This window comes from Clostridium formicaceticum (genome assembly GCF_001854185.1).
Lineage (GTDB): Bacteria > Bacillota > Clostridia > Peptostreptococcales > Natronincolaceae > Andreesenella > Andreesenella formicacetica.
In genome coordinates this window covers 3850775-3868023 of the sequence record NZ_CP017603.1, presented here as the reverse complement: position 1 = coordinate 3868023, position 17249 = coordinate 3850775, and the positions used below count along the sequence as shown (strand labels likewise).

17 protein-coding genes are annotated in these 17249 nt (G+C 30.4%); 14 read left to right on the top strand and 3 right to left on the bottom strand.

Features of this window, described 5'->3' with window-relative positions:
- Window positions 1–2 precede the first annotated feature (2 nt).
- The 3 genes from BJL90_RS18090 to BJL90_RS18080 form a co-directional block, all read right to left on the bottom strand.
- A complete protein-coding gene (locus BJL90_RS18090; RefSeq protein ID WP_070971362.1) occupies window positions 3–1217 on the bottom strand; it encodes an alanyl-tRNA editing protein in 1215 nt (404 codons plus the stop codon).
- A gap of 52 nt (window positions 1218–1269) precedes the next feature.
- Entirely contained in the window at window positions 1270–2280 is a 1011-nt protein-coding gene (locus tag BJL90_RS18085; protein ID WP_070971359.1) for a hypothetical protein, read from the bottom strand.
- 323 nt (window positions 2281–2603) lie between these two features.
- On the bottom strand, window positions 2604–3470 hold the full coding sequence (locus BJL90_RS18080; protein ID WP_070971354.1) for a ComEC/Rec2 family competence protein: 867 nt from the start codon (window positions 3468–3470) through the stop codon (window positions 2604–2606).
- Window positions 3471–3727: 257 nt separating this feature from the next.
- Here BJL90_RS18080 and BJL90_RS18075 point away from each other — a divergent pair, with 257 nt between their 5' ends.
- From BJL90_RS18075 to BJL90_RS18010, 14 genes are all read left to right on the top strand, one after another.
- A complete protein-coding gene (locus BJL90_RS18075; RefSeq protein ID WP_070971352.1) occupies window positions 3728–5002 on the top strand; it encodes a tetratricopeptide repeat protein in 1275 nt (424 codons plus the stop codon).
- 57 nt (window positions 5003–5059) lie between these two features.
- Window positions 5060–5797, top strand: a complete 738-nt coding sequence (locus BJL90_RS18070; protein WP_070971350.1) for an MBL fold metallo-hydrolase — start codon at window positions 5060–5062, stop codon at window positions 5795–5797.
- Window positions 5798–6132: 335 nt separating this feature from the next.
- On the top strand, window positions 6133–6423 hold the full coding sequence (locus BJL90_RS18065) for a hypothetical protein (protein WP_070973392.1): 291 nt from the start codon (window positions 6133–6135) through the stop codon (window positions 6421–6423).
- 218 nt (window positions 6424–6641) lie between these two features.
- Window positions 6642–6836, top strand: coding sequence for a response regulator (locus tag BJL90_RS18060; RefSeq protein WP_070971347.1), 195 nt, complete (start codon window positions 6642–6644; stop codon window positions 6834–6836).
- Between the two features lie 51 nt (window positions 6837–6887).
- Window positions 6888–8822 carry a hypothetical protein gene (locus BJL90_RS18055; RefSeq protein ID WP_070971343.1) on the top strand — a complete coding sequence of 645 codons (1935 nt, stop codon included), beginning with the start codon at window positions 6888–6890 and terminating at the stop codon, window positions 8820–8822.
- Window positions 8819–9427, top strand: coding sequence for an ATP-binding cassette domain-containing protein (locus BJL90_RS18050; protein WP_070971340.1), 609 nt, complete (start codon window positions 8819–8821; stop codon window positions 9425–9427). Before BJL90_RS18055 ends, BJL90_RS18050 begins: the two co-directional genes overlap by 4 nt.
- Window positions 9424–9903: a hypothetical protein gene (locus BJL90_RS18045; protein WP_070971337.1), complete on the top strand. Its 480-nt coding sequence runs from the start codon at window positions 9424–9426 to the stop codon at window positions 9901–9903. The genes BJL90_RS18050 and BJL90_RS18045 overlap by 4 nt, the downstream gene beginning before the upstream one ends.
- A 320-nt stretch (window positions 9904–10223) precedes the next feature.
- A complete protein-coding gene (locus BJL90_RS18040; protein WP_070971334.1) occupies window positions 10224–10673 on the top strand; it encodes a GNAT family N-acetyltransferase in 450 nt (149 codons plus the stop codon).
- A gap of 37 nt (window positions 10674–10710) precedes the next feature.
- Window positions 10711–11088 carry a DUF6713 family protein gene (locus BJL90_RS18035; protein WP_070971332.1) on the top strand — a complete coding sequence of 126 codons (378 nt, stop codon included), beginning with the start codon at window positions 10711–10713 and terminating at the stop codon, window positions 11086–11088.
- Between the two features lie 689 nt (window positions 11089–11777).
- Window positions 11778–12200, top strand: coding sequence for a hypothetical protein (locus tag BJL90_RS18030; protein ID WP_070971330.1), 423 nt, complete (start codon window positions 11778–11780; stop codon window positions 12198–12200).
- A gap of 111 nt (window positions 12201–12311) precedes the next feature.
- On the top strand, window positions 12312–12983 hold the full coding sequence (locus tag BJL90_RS18025; protein WP_070971327.1) for an ABC transporter ATP-binding protein: 672 nt from the start codon (window positions 12312–12314) through the stop codon (window positions 12981–12983).
- On the top strand, window positions 12973–14262 hold the full coding sequence (locus tag BJL90_RS18020) for an ABC transporter permease (protein ID WP_070971324.1): 1290 nt from the start codon (window positions 12973–12975) through the stop codon (window positions 14260–14262). The genes BJL90_RS18025 and BJL90_RS18020 overlap by 11 nt, the downstream gene beginning before the upstream one ends.
- A gap of 146 nt (window positions 14263–14408) precedes the next feature.
- On the top strand, window positions 14409–15644 hold the full coding sequence (locus tag BJL90_RS18015; RefSeq protein ID WP_070971321.1) for an ABC transporter permease: 1236 nt from the start codon (window positions 14409–14411) through the stop codon (window positions 15642–15644).
- Between the two features lie 565 nt (window positions 15645–16209).
- Window positions 16210–17244 (top strand): FtsX-like permease family protein, encoded by a 1035-nt coding sequence (locus BJL90_RS18010; protein WP_070971318.1) that lies wholly within the window; start codon window positions 16210–16212, stop codon window positions 17242–17244.
- The last annotated feature ends 5 nt before the right edge of the window (window positions 17245–17249 follow it).

Here is a 17249-nt window from a genome sequence, read left to right as displayed (position 1 = left end):
GATCACTTTATATATTCTATCATAATTTTTTGTTCAGCAGCTTTAAGTAAGCTTTCTAAATTATAAATCTCATCTCCTCCTCCTTGAGCACTGGTGGCATTACCACCGCCTTTTCCATTAATGAGGGAAATAACCTCTTTAAATAATTGATTCATATTTGCAGGTACTTCTTTCGAGCAGGAAAAAACAACTTGAGCCTTTTCGTTTTTTGTACCTAATAAGGCAATGGTTTTGGGGTATAAGCTTAAAGCAGATGCCATGGTTTTAAGCTCCTTAAAATCTTCTCCCTCAAATTCTTTAACCACTAGAAAATAACCTTTTACTTCCTTAGCATCAAGATATAATTCTTTTACACGATAATCCAATAAGGTCTTCTTAAGGTTTTTTAAAGTTTTATTTAATTCTTTGTGTTCTTGATATAGTTTTGTAACAGCATCTTGAGCCTCTATGTCTTTTACTGACAACAGATTAGATAATTCATTGATTTGACTGTTTTTCCAATAAAAGTCTTTTAGTCCTCTTAGACCACACACGAATTCTATTCGAAGACTATCTTTATTTTTTTCCCATTTACGAATTTTTATAATACCCACAGAGCCAGTATTTTTAGGATGAGTGCCGCCACAAGGAGAATAATCAAGCCCATCAATTTCAATAATACGAATATTATCTTCTACAGAAGGTTGCTTTCTTAAAGGAAGTTTAAATACTTCATCCTTTGTTGGGAAGATTGATTTAACTTCTAAGTTATCATAGATGATCTTATTTGCTTTTTCCTCCACCAGTCTTATTTCTTCCGTTGTAAGAGAGGGCTGATGAATATCAATGGTAACAAAGTCCCTTCCTAGATGAAAGCCTACTGTACTAGCATTGTACAGTTCTTCAAAGGAATGGGAAAGTATATGCTGACCTAAATGTTGCTGCATAAAATCAAAACGTCTTTCCCATTGAATAGCACAGAAGATATTTTCTTTTTCTGTAGGTGCTTCATCTACAACATGATAAATTATTTCTTCTTCCTCATAAACATATGAGACATTGCTGTTTCCAATTTTGCCTTCATCCCAAGGTTGCCCGCCTCCTTCAGGATAAAAAGCCGTTCTATCCATGATCACGATAAATTTTGTAGGATCCTTTTCGTAGATTTCAGTAGATAAAATATTTGCGGTAAACTCTCTTAAATAAGGATTTTGCCAAAAAAGTTTTTCTGTTTTCATTTGTACAGTGCACCTCGTTTATTATAGTTTTTTTAATACTTTGTTTATTGTATCATTTTTCTAGTAAGCTTTGGAACATTAAGTAAAATTTGCTTTTAGGAAGATAAAGAACTTCACCCTTAGAAGTAACAACTTTATAATTTTCATTGCGAATACCAAAGAGAACTTCTTTGCTGGCTTCCATATCCTCGAGAAGTGCTACATCCGATAAAAAAACTTCTTTTGGTATCTCGCCCAAAATAAAGGTGTGAAAGGCATCTTTCCAATAATAAGCGTTCTGATAACTGTCGCTATGGATCAAGGTAAATTTTTCGATATTAGGATATTCTAAAGAATAAGTAGTATATTTTTCTATCGTGGTAAAGGTATTAATTTTTAGGGGATCGTCCTGTATAAAATCAATGACCGTTTCTTCTACCACTCTGTTCCATAAATCTTCTCTTGCATTAGGATCTATCCAAGTCTCCTTATAAGTTTCTTCATAGTATAAGGATCTTTTCCAAGCGTTTATAAATTCATTGTTATCATACAAATAAACTTCCAAATATTTTTCTAAAAAAAAGGCACCAACGCTTTCATCTAAGGTCTGATAAACCACCATCATTTTATAGGGATGGGAAGGGTTAGACAAAAACTCTATTTTATCTACTGGAACAATACCTTCTATTTTATTATGAAAAATGTACTCATCAGAAACAGCTTCAAAAACTACAACGACTGCTAGGTCTTTCGATAAATTTAACGCCACAATTAACTGCTGAGATGGTAAGGGCAATACATTTTCTGTATAAACTTTTACATCGATATAGTCAATAAATTCCTGCCATTTTTCATAATCAATGGCGGTTAAAGTAATACGAGCGATATTTTTTTCAGCTTCTTTTTTTGTAGCAAGGTCTTCGCTTTTAGAAAGTTCTACTAATGTCTTATCGATTTTATGAGAAGGGGAGCTATAGGATTGAAAAGTAGCCACGGCTTTGGGAGATTGAAAAAAATGATAAGTACAAAAAGATAGTAATGTTATAAAGATAAAAATAATAAAACCTGCTAATTTGTTTTTCATAGGATCACCTCTATAAATTATATGTTACTTTATCAAAAATAATTTATTTTCCCATAGACATACGGCTATGAATTTTAATATAGTAAGGGATACGTTATTAAATCTTCTCACAATTTAAGATTTTAAATATTTTTTGTTGCAAAAAAAAGGATTTTGTATTTTTTTGTAGAAATTAGATAGTAACCACGACGCACATATTTAAATAAAAAGCCTATCATACAAATTTATGATAGACAAAAAAAGGTGGCACCGATTTCCACCTTTTTCTTTTTTTCTCTTTATATTATATTTATAAGAAAACATTGTATAGGTAATAAAGAGATTTAGTAACCATAGGGTTTCTGATAGGACCAGATTTTAAGACCATCGCTCTTTATAACAACCGTTCCTTGTAAATCTGTTCTATAGATAGAAGTATTAAGGCTTCGTAGTCTCTCTATAACCTCTTTATGAGGATGATCATAACTATTACCTTTACCACAGGAGATAACGGCTACTTTTGGCTGTATCACCTGTAAAAAGCCCTCGCTGGAGGAAGTACTACTACCATGATGACTTACCTTTAAAAACTGGGATTTCAAAAAGTTTTTATCATAGGTAGCTAGTAAATCATCTTCCCCTAGTTCCTCTAAGTCTCCTGTAAATAAAAAGGACTTTTCCTTATAATCCATTTTTATAACAACACTCCAAAGATTTAAATTGTCTCCATAATCCTTAAGAGGACCTAAAAAATGTAGTGTAATATCCTCATCGAAAGCTATGGCAATATCGTTGGTTGCCGCTGTAATCTTTAAGCCTTTAGATTGAGCTTTTTCTAAAAGATCTTCAAAGGTTTTACTGGTGTGTTCTTTTTTAGGCATATAAAATTGGCCTATTTCAAAATTTTGCACGACATCAATAAGTCCTCCGATATGATCGGCATGGGGGTGGGTACCAACCAATACATCTATCTTTTTCACCTTATTTTTCTTTAAATAGGAAGCAACAGACCTTCCAAAAGAAGCTTCTCCTCCGTCAATGAGCATAATTTTCCCATGAGGGGTTTTTACTAAAATGCTGTCTCCTTGTCCCACATCGATTATATGTATCGATAAAGCATTATCTTGGTCAGTGACAGTACAGGCTGTAAGCAGGCAGATCAGAAATACAAATAGCAGCAATATCTGTAATTTTCTCTTCACAAATAGCATAAAGAATCCCCCTTTTGTGCATCATCATGATAGATACATCTTTGCGAGCTTGGACTTTAACAGCTACAGTGTATATAGATGCGCGCCCCTATACTTTTGATACTATATAAAAATTCAAGTTTAAAAACGTATATCTATATATTATACTTCTTATAGAAGCAAAACAATTTAATTTTAAATTTTTACTGTTAATATTTTTTTTATGGTATAGTATTATATATAAGAAAAAGCAACTTACTCCTAAAGGAGGGCTTAGGATGATATTAAATATTTTTTTTCCTGATAAAAATGAAAGAATACAGTTTGTTTATAAACACTTTCAGATAAATAGGGTAAAGATAGAAAAAAGTACTGTTATATCCCGTGATATTCCTGGGATAAAGAGTATAAAGTTTAGAAATAGGTACAGAAATATCCCAGGATTTTGGTTAGAAATTTATTTTCATAAGGATTTAAATGGTAAAAAAATCTACAGTGAGTTAGTAGCTGCTACAGATACAAAGCAGATAAATCATCACGTGTTTTATCCAAAGGAAAATCTGCCTCTAAAGGAGATGGAGACAAAGTGGTTAAATAAATATAATCTATTAAGCAGAGAAAGTGATGCCGAAGCTTGGAAGTTATTTTACCAAGAGATTAAGAGTCATATGAGATTTGATAGAATTGACATTGCTTATAAAGGATTAATCCTATTTTTTAAGTATAATCCATTTTTTCTCAAGAAGTATAAGCGATATTATATATTGGAGGAGTTAGCTTATTTGTATGAAAATACTGGGAATATTGGCAAGGCAATAAAAACCTTGAAGATACAAGCCGCACTACAACCAAATTCTATTGAACCCTATTTAAATATGAGTAGTTTTTACATTATCAACAACATGGAGGAGGAGGCTTTTCATATCTGCAAAGAGGCACTGAAGAAGAGCCCAGAAAATCAGTATCTTATTAGCAACTTAGTCATTGCTTTAATTAATATTGGTAGTTATGAGTATGCCATTGATTTTTTAAGAAAGGTACTAGATAAGCATCCAAACAATCCTTATTTCTGGAAATTGATGGGAGATATACTTTATGAGATTGAAAATAATAAAAGTGCTATAGATTGTTACCAGAGGGCTTTAAAAATAGGAAAGCATCCGATGATTGATGATTTTAAACTAGATATTTATACTGGAATTGGAGATTGCTACTACGAAGAAGAAAGCTATAAAGAAGCTATACATCATTATAGGAAAGCATTAATCTATAGTCCTAAAGATGCCTATCTACTATTAAGTATTGGTCAAATCTATTTCTTCAAGCTAAAAGAAATGAAGTTAGCTTTTAAGTATACAAAGCTTTTAGTAGAAAGCATGCCGGAAAACGGCTATGGACAATATCAATTAGGTTTAATTTATTCTCGAACCGATAATATAGAAAAGGCTACATGGCATTTATATAAGGCCAGAAGTATTATGCCTTATTATAGACCTATTCATGATGCTATAAAGCTGCTGAAAAAATCTAATAATAAGTCTCATGCGTACTAAGTTTTATGACAAAAGTCAATACTAAAAATAGAATAACAAAAGTTAGGAGGCGTTTCTTTGAAACTAACTGTATTGGGATGTTATGGACCTTATCCAAAGGCAAGCGGTGCTTGTTCAGGATATTTGCTACAAGATGAAGAAACAAAAATTCTTATTGATTGTGGTAATGGCGTATTCTCAAAATTGTTAAATCACTGCAATGATTTAAGCAAATTAGATGCTATATTTATTAGCCATATGCACCCTGACCATATGAGTGATCTAATGGTGATGAGATATGCCATCAAGATAAAGCAAATGTTTGGAAGGTTAGAAAAACCTATTCCCATATACTTACCAGCGAATCCTTCAGAAGAATATGAAAGAATTCAGTATGAAGGTGCTTTTGTGCGCAATATCATTCATGAAGGTACAGAGGTCAATGTAAATACGATTAGAGTTACCTTTAAGAAAACGGATCATCCCTTGGAATGCTATGCAATGGCATTTGAAAAAGACAGGAAAAAATTTGTTTATTCTGGTGATACGAAGTATTTTGATGGATTTGTGGATTTTGTAAAGGGAAGTAACTTGTTGCTATGTGAAGCAAATGTTTTGCATAAACATATGAATGAAAATGTACCACACTTGTCTGGACGACAGGCAGCGGAAATTGCTGTAAAGGCAGATGTACAGAAAATGGTGTTAACCCACTTTTTACCGGAAATTGCTGTAGCAGATGTAGTAGAAGAGGCAAAAGAAGTATTCCCACATATTCTACAGCCAGCGGAAGAAGGAAAGTGCTATTTTATATAATTTTCATTTCTTCTTATTTTCATATCTTCTTAAAAATAGGGGAAAATATAGATAGGCTCCTATGAATCTTAATATATGAAACATATATTTAAGCTTCATGACTATGTTTTTTTAACCAAGAATAACCGACTGTTAAAATTCAAGTATAAGGATCTAAGCTATAAAATGAGACTTAATTCAGAGGGTATTTTTATGCCCACTGAATTGTAGCCGAATTTACTTCGAAGATGTAGTGCTTGATCTCCCACTTTAAGAAGTGGGAGTCTTAGCAATACACCGAAGGATAAATTTGCCTAAACACATGCAATGATTTTAAAGAGGAAGGTGTGGATAGCGTGCTAGAGAGTGTATCAGACCGAAGGGTGAAACATGAAGCAGGATATGATCTTTATTTGGAAATACCAGAAAAAGAATACCTACAGATTTATGAGGATGTAAATAATGAAGCAGCAGAAACCATTTTAAAGCAATTTCTTCAATTACATCAAGACGACGGAAGACCAGATCATATAGAGATCAAGTACGATAAAAATAACCATACGATTAATATCAAAGCCTTATTAAGCTATGAAGGAAACGATCATACGAAAGCAGAAACTTTATCTGATTATGTAAGGTATGAATAAATAATAAAGGAAAACATTAGACGGTATTATCTTAAAGGATGCCGTCTTTTTTTATGTGTGATTTTCGCTGATTTTGCGTAGTATTTCACCGACTATTTTAACATTTTGTCGATTTTTTATTTAAACTATATTAAATTATGCTAGTATTTTATTAAGACTTTTAAATGTTAAAAATATGTCAATGTTTATCAATGAAAATGCAGAGTAGGAGAATTACAATGAATATCCTTGTAGTTGAAGATAATTATGTTGAAAGAAGTAATTTAGTTAGAATGCTTAAAAGCTTGGATATAGACATAAAAATATTTGAAGCCATCACTGGGGAAGAAGCAATAAAAACATTAGAACAAGAAACAATCCAGCTTGTCTATTCTATCCAGATATCTATTTTGAAGAATAATCAAAAACCCTGAATACAAAAGTATTTGAGAGATAATTTAGGAATATACAGAGAGGTAATTAAAATGAAAATAGCAAAATATATTACAAGCATACTATTAACTATTATTGTATTAGTTTTTATTGGAGAAACCTATGTATGGAACATAAATGGGTTTGAAACAGAATATCCCTATGTAACATATTATTTGCAAAAAAATACCACTCAAAGTGAAATGATTTCTGATATTTATAGTTCAGCAAATAAGCATAATATACAAGTTTTTGTAGTAGATCGTAAAATTGAAAACGCTCTTTTGGAAAACATATCCATATATGGTACTGATGGCATAAAAACATATTTAAGTAAAAATTCAGATATTGTTCCTGGTACTTTCGATAGTATTTTCTTAGGTAAATCTTCTATACAGATTTATCCTTTTGAAGATATTCCCGATATTTCTAAAATTAATACATATCGGGTTATAGGAAAAAAAGAAGATATTATAAAGTTCAAACAGGATCTTGTAGATAAGTATGGAGGAGCTTTTCCAAGAGAAGGTTATATTTCCCTTAACAGTAGTCTTAATATTTTATTGGTATGGGTTATTGTTCTTTCATTGTTTTTATTGCTGACACTCTATAATATAGCTTTAGAAAAAAAAGAAGTAATAATAAGATTAGTATCAGGAGAACGATTGACTGATTTTGTTTTTAGAAAGATGATTATTGATATAGTTTTCTATAGTTTACTTTTTGTTATAATTGTATCTACCATGAATATATTTATAAACGCTACCTATCATTTAAACATTTCAATAATTTGTATGGTTATTTTTATTATTATTAATTCTCTCTCGTATACATTGTTTTTTATTACTGATTACAAAAAAGATATGGCTACAAAAAACAGCGAAAAGAGAGTGTTACGTATAAGTTATATTTATAAGATATTCACCATTTTTATTACAATCATAATCATGGTAGGCTGTGTTGATTTGATATATGAAGGAATAAACTTTTATAAACAAAAAGATTTCTTTTTAAAATATAAAGATTATTCATATGTTATGCTAGCTTCCTTAAGTGATGATAGTGATGAATTATCTGGCCGATTACTTAATATATTATACAAAAAATATTTATCGGAAGGCAAAGCACTTTCATTAGTGTATTTAGGCAACGATTATTATAATGATGATAACTATATCTTTGCTGACAGCGGAGCTTTAGATTACTTAAAGGATATAATACCAGAAGTAAAAAATAAAAAACTTGAAAACAAAGTATACTTTATAAAGCCTAAAGATTACAGCAAAAGCGGTAATGAGCATGATTTGGCCAAAGATTTTTTTACAACGTATTATAAAGGGAATTTTGAATATGAAGAAATCTATTATGAAAACAATACAGAAGTAATAGCTTTGACAGGTGTAGATGGGGTGGATAGCACGCTTAAAAAAAATCCAGTAATATTATTAAATAACATTATTGCCGAAAAGCTTGAAAACATTTACTACAGATATATTTGGCAGGCAACCATGTTTAGAATTTCTGATAAAGAATGGCATACATTCATCACAGAAAATAATTTTCAGAATGAAATAGCATACAAAACAAATGCTTATAAAAACTACATTCACTATTGGCAAATATTAAAACGAGGCATGATAATCGGTATTGCTTTGCTGGGCATAATATTGTTACTAGAAGGAATAATTATTAACAATATATTGAGTTGTGAATATAGTGTGAATGCAGTCGAATTATCAATTAAAAAAGTTGTTGGATACGGCTTATTAGGTAAGCATAAAAAAATTCTAATCACCACAATACTTTTTGGATTTATTGGGTTAACATTAGCAGTAGTTGTAAGCTACTTTTTAGGGATAACGTCATATTATTTTATGATAGCTGGAGGATTGATAGTCATTTTACTAGAATTAGTAATCGTAGTAAGATATGTATATAAACTCGAAAACATAAATGTTCAGAAGATACTTAAGGGAGGTTCGTTATGATCGAAATTAAGAATTTGCATAAAGCCTTTGATCAAAAAGTACTGTTCGATAATTTTAACATGAATATTGAAAGTGGTGACTTTGTAATTTTTTCAGGAGTAAGTGGTTGTGGTAAAACTACTCTTCTTAATATGATAGGTGCATTGGAAAAAGTTGATAGTGGTACAATTAAAATAGATGGAATAGATATCAGTAAACGCAAGAATCAACTGAAATACTTCAGTGAGAAAGTAGGTTTTTTATTTCAAAATTTTGCGCTTATGGAAGATAGAACAGTAAATTATAATTTAAATATAATCAAAAAGAAAAATCGTTCGGAGATTGAAATAAGAGAGGCTTTACATAGAGTAGGACTAGAGGATAAATTGAACAGTAAAATATATACCCTCTCAGGAGGAGAACAACAGCGGATTGCATTGGCTAGATTAATGGTTAAAAAATGTGATTTAATTCTTGCGGATGAGCCAACGGGTTCTTTGGATAAAGATAATGCTAACAAAGTAATGGCAATTATGAAAGAGCTTAATGACGAAGGAAAGACAGTTATAGTTGTAAGCCATGATGAAAATATTAAGAAAAACGGCAAAAGGGTGATAAACTTATGAATAGTAAAAAAGGCAATAAAAGAAAAAGAATCATCGTTGGTACCATTATTTTTTTCATGTTATTTGGTGCCTATAATTTAATTTGGCATCAAATTACATACAGCAAGTATGATAAGTTTTCAAAAGATATGGAACCAGTATTTAAAGGTATGTTGGCACAAGTATATTATAGTACTTCCTATCATTGTCGTGAGGACGGTTATCAGTATAGTGTAAAATATCCAGATTATTTATTTTATACTGGAAATCTTGCTATATCCAATGATGATGATACATGCTCTATAATAATATGGCCTTCATTCTTTGGGAATACAAAGTATGGTGTTATGATACAAGATGAACAAGACGGTTATCAAATTATGGTTGATGAAAATATGGAACCGATTGACAAGTACTTTGCGCCAATCATAGATAAACATAAGGAAGTAGTGAAACCATTATTTGATAAAGCAAACGAGAGATGGGATACTCTGTGACTTCTGTTTATTGGGATTGAAAAAAAGTCTATAAAAACAGCTTTCTATGCTAATTAGAAACGGTTCATTGCTTAAAGACCAAAGTAATCAATTAAGCTGCAAACAAAAAAGTTTTTATGCTATTTTATTACATCCAAATACTATTTTGTTACAATTGTGTTGAAATGTAGAAAACCATATGATATATTAAAAAAACCATATAAATAAAACCCAGAAGGGTTGAATTATTAGTCTTTCAGGTTAAATCTGATCTTAATTACTAATCGATAGGAAGCAAATAGTGAAGAGAATATCTCATATTGAAGGAGAGTGAAGGTTGGATGGATTTTAAACTAAAAGTAATAAAGATAGAAGAGCTTCATTTAATAAAAGAATTGTGGGAAAAGCTGAATCAACTACATATGAAGGATTCTAAATTTTTTAAGGAGCATTATGCAACCTTTACCTTCCAAAAAAGATGTGAAAAATTTAGAACAATGACTGATAAAGATATTCGAGTTGCGGTAATAGAGAAGGATGATTTGGAAATAATAGGTTATTGTATCTCAACAGTTCATAAGGAAGTAGGAGAAATCGAATCACTTTTTATAGAAGAAGCTTACAGATACCAAGGATTAGGTAACCTACTCGTTAATGAAGCTATTGATTGGCTGAAAGAGAAAAATTGTAAGAAGTTTTGTGTAGCGGTTGCAGATGGACATGAATCCGTATTTGACTTTTATAGGAAGCATGGGTTCTATCCTAGATTAACATATCTGGAGTTAAAGTAATAATTTCGTTTGATAAAAGGGGATATGATAAGGAAAAATGGAACTAACACTTAATACTATTTTTATATTAAACCTTTCCTTTCTTCTGCTTCATGAAATGGATGCTATAAGAAATAAAGAATGGAAGATGTTTATCTATCTTAAGAATATGGAAGATGACAAAGCTTATCAAATATTTACTGTGATGCATCTTCCAATATACGTAGTGATGCTATTTGTTTTGGTTAACTATTTTAGCAATTTAGAGTTAATGATATACTTAATATTAGATTTATTTTTGATTTTTCATTCTATTATTCATTACATATTTAAAAGGCATAGTGAGAATAATTTTAATTCAAGTTTTTCAAAGATAATTATTTATAGTATGGGGGTTGCATCAGTAATACATTTATGTGGTTTGATTGTTAGGTAAGGTTTTTACTTGTTAAAAATTTGCAAAGTAATTACTTTAAATATGAATAAATAAAGAAAAACATTAGACGGTATTATCTTAAAAAATGCCGTCTTTTTTTAATAGTTTATAATACCATTTCATTCCCATAAACACCCATTTTGTTCCAAATCTATTTTTAAATGGAAAATTTATGCTATACTAAAAATGTACTTAAGTACAAGGCAGACCTTCTAATGGAAAAACACAGAAGGTTAAAAATAGGATGCAAAGGAGGTGAAATGTTATGGACAAGATTCCTCGAGATTCTCCAAAAAAACAGCGATTGAAAAGATATCTGCAACACCCCTCGGAAAGCGTAAACAGATGGTTACTTTAATAGTTACTATAAAGTCATTTTATCATAAGAAGTAAATAAAGATTCAATTAAAGGATCATGGATCTCATCTATATTATGGATGGACGGAACTAGGTAATTTAGGATAATGACTTTGAGAAATATGAAAGACAAGTTGCAAAGAAGAGCAAGTGAGCCTTATTGGTCAAATCAAAATGAAAATGATGTAGATTTTTAGCAGGAAACTTATGATGCAAAACATTGGTATAAATTCTATTCTAGTATAACGATGAAAAGCGTTTCTGCTGTTGTTTAATGAGGAAGAGGGAACAAATAAATTCAAATTTTATTTTTAATAAGGGAGGTACATAAAATGAATTTAAAGAAGTTATGTTTAATTTCGGCATTATCAGTAGGACTAATCACCACTAGTAGCATAACTGGATTTGCTAATTCAAGTTATACATCAACTTTAAACATGAGTGTAAATAGTTCTGTAACTGGAGCATATAGAGATTATAAAGGTTCTAGGCATGCTATAGGAATAACAATAACAAGTAGAGATTATCATTCTGATAAAGATACCAATAACTGCTACATTGAATTACAAAAACAAAGAGGTTTGACTTATGATGGTCAAGGATCTAAACTTAAAAATATGCCTGAAATTAAAAAAACTTATAAGGAATCTTGGTCAGGTCAAAACGATGGAAAATTTAGGTATTACTTTACTAACTTTCGTGTCTCTGGAGGAGATGGATTTACTTCTAACAAAGTTGAAATGTCTAGTAATTAACCCTTACTAGTAATAGTTTTTATTGATTAGAAAGCATTATAAAACTAACTTATCCTTCGTTTTTAACGGGGGATAAGTTTAAAAAAATAATTATATGAGGTAGGGAATACAATGGCTTGTTTAATTTCTGCACGAAATATTAATAAGATATATGAAGATGTCATAGCTGTTAAAAATGTAAATCTTGAAATTAAAGAAGGGTTCTATGCTATTATGGGACGATCCGGCTCTGGTAAAACAACTTTATTAAATATTTTGGGATTACTGGATGATCTCACCGATGGAGAACTTTATGTTAGAGATCGGTTAGTATCTAAATTAAATGATATAGAAAAAGCAAAAATTAGAATGAAGGACTTTGGCTTTGTCTTTCAATCTTTTCATTTAAATCCAAAGCTAAAAGCCTTTGAAAATGTGATGGTTCCTATGTACATAAATGAAGAGTATCGTAATAAAGACCTTCAAAAAAGAGCAATAGAACTATTGGAATTATTAGAGATGAAGGACAGATGTCATCATTTTCCTAGTCAACTGTCTGGTGGACAACAACAAAGGGTCGCCATAGCAAGGGCATTGGCAAATGATCCAGCTTGTATTTTTGCAGATGAACCTACTGGAAACTTAGATACAGATAGCGAAAAAATCGTACTCGACCATCTTAAATTATTGTCCCAAAAGGGAAAAACCGTTGTGATTGTATCCCATAACGATATAGTTTTAGATTATGCTGATAAGGTATATTACATGAATAATGGTATTTTGGAGGAAAAAAATGAAGCCTAAATTTTATTTTCATATGGCATATATCAATTTATGCCGAAGAAGAAAAGAAATAATGAGTCATGTTATTATTATCACTTTAGCTTTAATTACTTTAGCAAGTACTCTTACATTAAACGCTTCTTTAGGTTTCTTTATAGATAGACAAGTTTTAAATACTATACGGTGTCGCACTTTATTTGTTACATATGAAAAATCCGACTTTGAAACAGAAAAAAATTTATTTGAAATTTTGAATAAGGATGAAAATGTGGTTACATCCTACATAAAAATATGGGGAACCGGCACAAATATTATCAACACTGATGAACTATTTGAAGATTCAAGTAAAGAAGCTTTTCTTTTTTTTAATGCTTCTGATATAGAAATTATGTCTACTGTTGTTGCAGGAGAAGGCTTCGATGAAAATACTAAAAATGTAGGCATTATCCCCAAACAATTCTATCCGGATCGTTCCTATGAAATTGGTTATTTTAAAGAACCTGATGATTTTTTAGATGGAGAAGATTTTATCGGCAAAACCATCACTGTAGAATTTTATGCTACTGACTGGACTATACATCCTTTTAAAGATATTCGGCCTTTTAAATATGCTTTTGAGGTGGTGGGGGTTTATGATATTAGCCAAAATTTAAATGAAGGTTGTGACGTATATATTCCACCTAATGATTTGCAATACATAGTAGAAAAAATAGAAAATGAATCTATTTATATAGACACTGATGGTTATGAAAATTTAGGCAAATCCATAGCTTTTATAGTGGATGACAAAAGCAACATAAATAAAGTGGAGAATAAAATCATGCGGGAAACCGGTCTTATGTCACGCCGGTTATCGAGTATTGGTCCTATAGGCGATATAGTAAAATACATTTTGATTGTAGGTTCTATTGTTAGTATCATTGTCCTCATTATTGGACTAATCAATATTTCTCTTTCTACCTTAAAGGCAGTAAAAAAACGAACAGGAGAAATAGGTTTACTAAAGGCGATAGGATATACCAACAAAAACATTATGATGATACTTTCTTTGGAGGCATTTGTTACAGGTCTTATCAGTCTGGCAAGTACTACTGCAATATTAGCACCATTATTAATTTTGCTAAACTGGTTAATACAAACCCAAATGTCTCTTTATATGAAAGCATTAATCCTTACCATTGAAAGTCAAACAATTATACTGCTTGTATTAATGGCTATCCTTCTGCCATTGGTAACAAGTCTTGTAGGAATAAGATATGCTTTAAAGATTCAACCTACTGCTGCAATAACAAACAATTAAAAAAGTTATTTTGTTTATTTGTAAAATCGTCTTCAGCTAGTTTATATAATGCTAGCTGAAGCTTACTTGATATTATTATTTTATAGATAGAGAATTTATAGAAAAGACATATGTTTTTAAATACCCAAGGAAGGAAGCGAAATTAATTGTTACTTAAGAATGTTATTCAATTATCAATTGTTAATTTAACTAGGAATAAATTTAAAAATATTTTATATATTGGGTTGATAGGATTTTGTATCGTATTTTTATTTATTTCCTATACATTAGCAGTAACATCATATATTTCTATTGATAATAACATCAATAACATCGCAGATTATAGGACACTTCAGCTTCAAATCAATAACGAAAACACCAACTTAGATTTAACACAGTGGATAAATAAACTAACAGAACACCCAGATATTTCGATGGCATACCCATATTTTTCTACAATAGAGATTAGTATAGAGGAATTCAATACTTCCTATAATCAAAAACTGGTTTTAGATTCTGGAAGTGCACTACATATTCCTAAAACAACAAAAGGTAGGGGATTTAATGAAAAAGATGAAAATGTGCTCATCCTTCCTTCTGCTATCTTAATGAAAGATGAAGAAAATCAGCTAATCACAATAGAAACAGCACCTTATTTAGGAAAAACTTTGACAATAATGTATCCATCAAATATAAATGGTGAGTTTTTGTCTTATAAATGTAGTGTAATTGGAATATACGAGCTTGAAGAAGATAAATTAGATAAAAGTGAAATTTATGCTACTCTTACAGATTATTATCATATCGTGGCCTCACAATCAGGAATTACTTCTCAACAAATATATGAACCTGCTAAGGATTATTCTTTGGCAGTAATTGTAAATGACTATCGTGATTTTAAATCAACTATAATGGATTTATATAATACTAGGGAGTATGTTGTGGTTTTAGAAGAGAAAAATATGATTGATACAGGAATAATCAATACAATAAAAATAATCAGTATGATTATGTTTTGCATTATTATTAGTCTGACATTTTTAACAATTAGTATTGTTATTGATCATTCCATTAGTGAAAGAATCAATGAAATCGCCCTATTAAAAGCCATAGGATACAATTATAAGCATTTGTTTTCAATTATATTTTCCGAATGTTTCATACTATCAACCATTAGCTACATTAAAGCAATTATAATTTCTGAAATTTTCATTACTTTGATTATTAATCCTATATTGAAAACTAAAGTGAGTAACGAATTAATTAACATTTACTTAAAATCTAATATAAATACATATTTGATTATTTTTATTATTATTGGACTATTTTCATTATTTTCATCCATACGTGTATTAATTAAAACCAATAAAATATCACCTCAAAAACTCATTAGGGCTTGTTAAAGGAAATTTTCACCCTTTTAAAACGCTAATTTTCAAGCTATTTTAGAGTTTGTGGTGATGAATTTAAGCTGGTCACTAAGAGGAATTTTTAGTACCAATGAAATACAGCTATGTAAGTTACTATTTTAATAAACTTTTAGGATATTTTGGATTCATAAAGAAGGATTGATCCTGTTGGTTTTTTTATCCCTATTTTATTCCAATCCTATTTTAAAAATGGAAGTCTTGTGATGTACTGAAAATATGCTTAAGTACAAGGCAGACTTTCTAATCGAAAAAGGCAGAAAGCTAAAAGTATAGTGCAAAGGAGGTGAAATGTTATGGACAAGATTCCTCAAAATTCTCAAAAAAACAGCGACTGAAAAGATATCTGCAACAGCCCTCGGAAAGCGTAAACAGATGGTTACTTTAAATAGTTACTATAGTATGATTTTATTACACAAATTTACAGTTGAAAATCAGTTTAGTAGTTGAAAAATTAGTAATGGTTTAAAGCTCAAAAAATGTTTTAGGATAATTAGTTGCGCTACACACATATTTTTAGTTATAAGGAGCATATAAACAAATGAAAATTAATACTATGTCATTTTTTCTTATAAGTATTTTTACTGCTATTTGTGTATCATCTATTATTTTATGGGTTTCAATCGAAGAAAGAGTACTGCTTTCAACCATTAGTCGGGGGGGATATAGTGAAAATGCAATACATTTCCGTATAAACGAAGAAACTTGGAGTTTTGCAAAACTCATTGATTTGGTTATAGATAGTGACCATAGCAATTTTACAATAATTCATGATGATTATCAAAATAACATTAGACAGATTTATATTAAGGGAAAAAGCACCTCACTACCCATGGTTTCAGGACGTTATTTTTGTGAAAGTGATTTTAATGTTGGAAGATCTTTTGCAGTAATAGGACGTAACCAAGTTAAAAATATAATTGATGATAATGGAGTACAGCGGATTCAGGTGGAGGGTAAATTATTTGATGTCATAGGTGTTGTAGGGCATCGTATTGATACTGTCCTTGATGATATGATCATTGTAAATGCAGATGCACTTCTACAGAAGGCATACCATAATAATGTTTTTGTTTTAGATGCATATTCAGGTAAAACACGTGATTTAAGTACTGAAATTTACAATGAATTAGAGCTAAAAGCTTACGAAGGTTTTCCTAGTGGATTACCTCTACCAATGGTAGCTTTGGAGATAAATCCAGGCGGTGTAGATAGATTATTTAAAAATATAATTAGCTTAACTATGACATACATACTTCTAATGATATGCTATATGCTTTGTAGCATTGCTATATCCTTTGAGTGGGTTAGTAGACAACGAAGAAAAATTGCAGTGAAACGTTTAGTTGGATGGAGTGATAAGAAGCTTAAACTGGATATATACAAAGATTACTTTATTTTTGCTTCGTTAGGAATAGGTGTAGGAATAGTAATAATGTGGTTTTGGGGTGTTAGAATAACAAAAATAGAGTCCTTTTTTGGCATATTAATACTAAATGTGATTTTTGGATGGCTGATAACAATACCACCTATCAAGAAAATGCTTAAAGTTCCTGTAGCTGAAGCTTTGAGGTGATAACA

Coding starts and splice junctions, on each gene's coding strand:
- BJL90_RS18090 (WP_070971362.1), bottom strand. CDS start 1,217: ATGAAAACAGAAAAACTTTTTTGGCAAAATCCTTATTTAAGAGAGTTT.
- BJL90_RS18085 (WP_070971359.1), bottom strand. CDS start 2,280: ATGAAAAACAAATTAGCAGGTTTTATTATTTTTATCTTTATAACATTA.
- BJL90_RS18080 (WP_070971354.1), bottom strand. CDS start 3,470: ATGCTATTTGTGAAGAGAAAATTACAGATATTGCTGCTATTTGTATTT.
- BJL90_RS18075 (WP_070971352.1), top strand. CDS start 3,728: ATGATATTAAATATTTTTTTTCCTGATAAAAATGAAAGAATACAGTTT.
- BJL90_RS18060 (WP_070971347.1), top strand. CDS start 6,642: ATGAATATCCTTGTAGTTGAAGATAATTATGTTGAAAGAAGTAATTTA.
- BJL90_RS18055 (WP_070971343.1), top strand. CDS start 6,888: ATGAAAATAGCAAAATATATTACAAGCATACTATTAACTATTATTGTA.
- BJL90_RS18050 (WP_070971340.1), top strand. CDS start 8,819: ATGATCGAAATTAAGAATTTGCATAAAGCCTTTGATCAAAAAGTACTG.
- BJL90_RS18045 (WP_070971337.1), top strand. CDS start 9,424: ATGAATAGTAAAAAAGGCAATAAAAGAAAAAGAATCATCGTTGGTACC.
- BJL90_RS18040 (WP_070971334.1), top strand. CDS start 10,224: ATGGATTTTAAACTAAAAGTAATAAAGATAGAAGAGCTTCATTTAATA.
- BJL90_RS18035 (WP_070971332.1), top strand. CDS start 10,711: ATGGAACTAACACTTAATACTATTTTTATATTAAACCTTTCCTTTCTT.
- BJL90_RS18030 (WP_070971330.1), top strand. CDS start 11,778: ATGAATTTAAAGAAGTTATGTTTAATTTCGGCATTATCAGTAGGACTA.
- BJL90_RS18025 (WP_070971327.1), top strand. CDS start 12,312: ATGGCTTGTTTAATTTCTGCACGAAATATTAATAAGATATATGAAGAT.
- BJL90_RS18020 (WP_070971324.1), top strand. CDS start 12,973: ATGAAGCCTAAATTTTATTTTCATATGGCATATATCAATTTATGCCGA.
- BJL90_RS18010 (WP_070971318.1), top strand. CDS start 16,210: ATGAAAATTAATACTATGTCATTTTTTCTTATAAGTATTTTTACTGCT.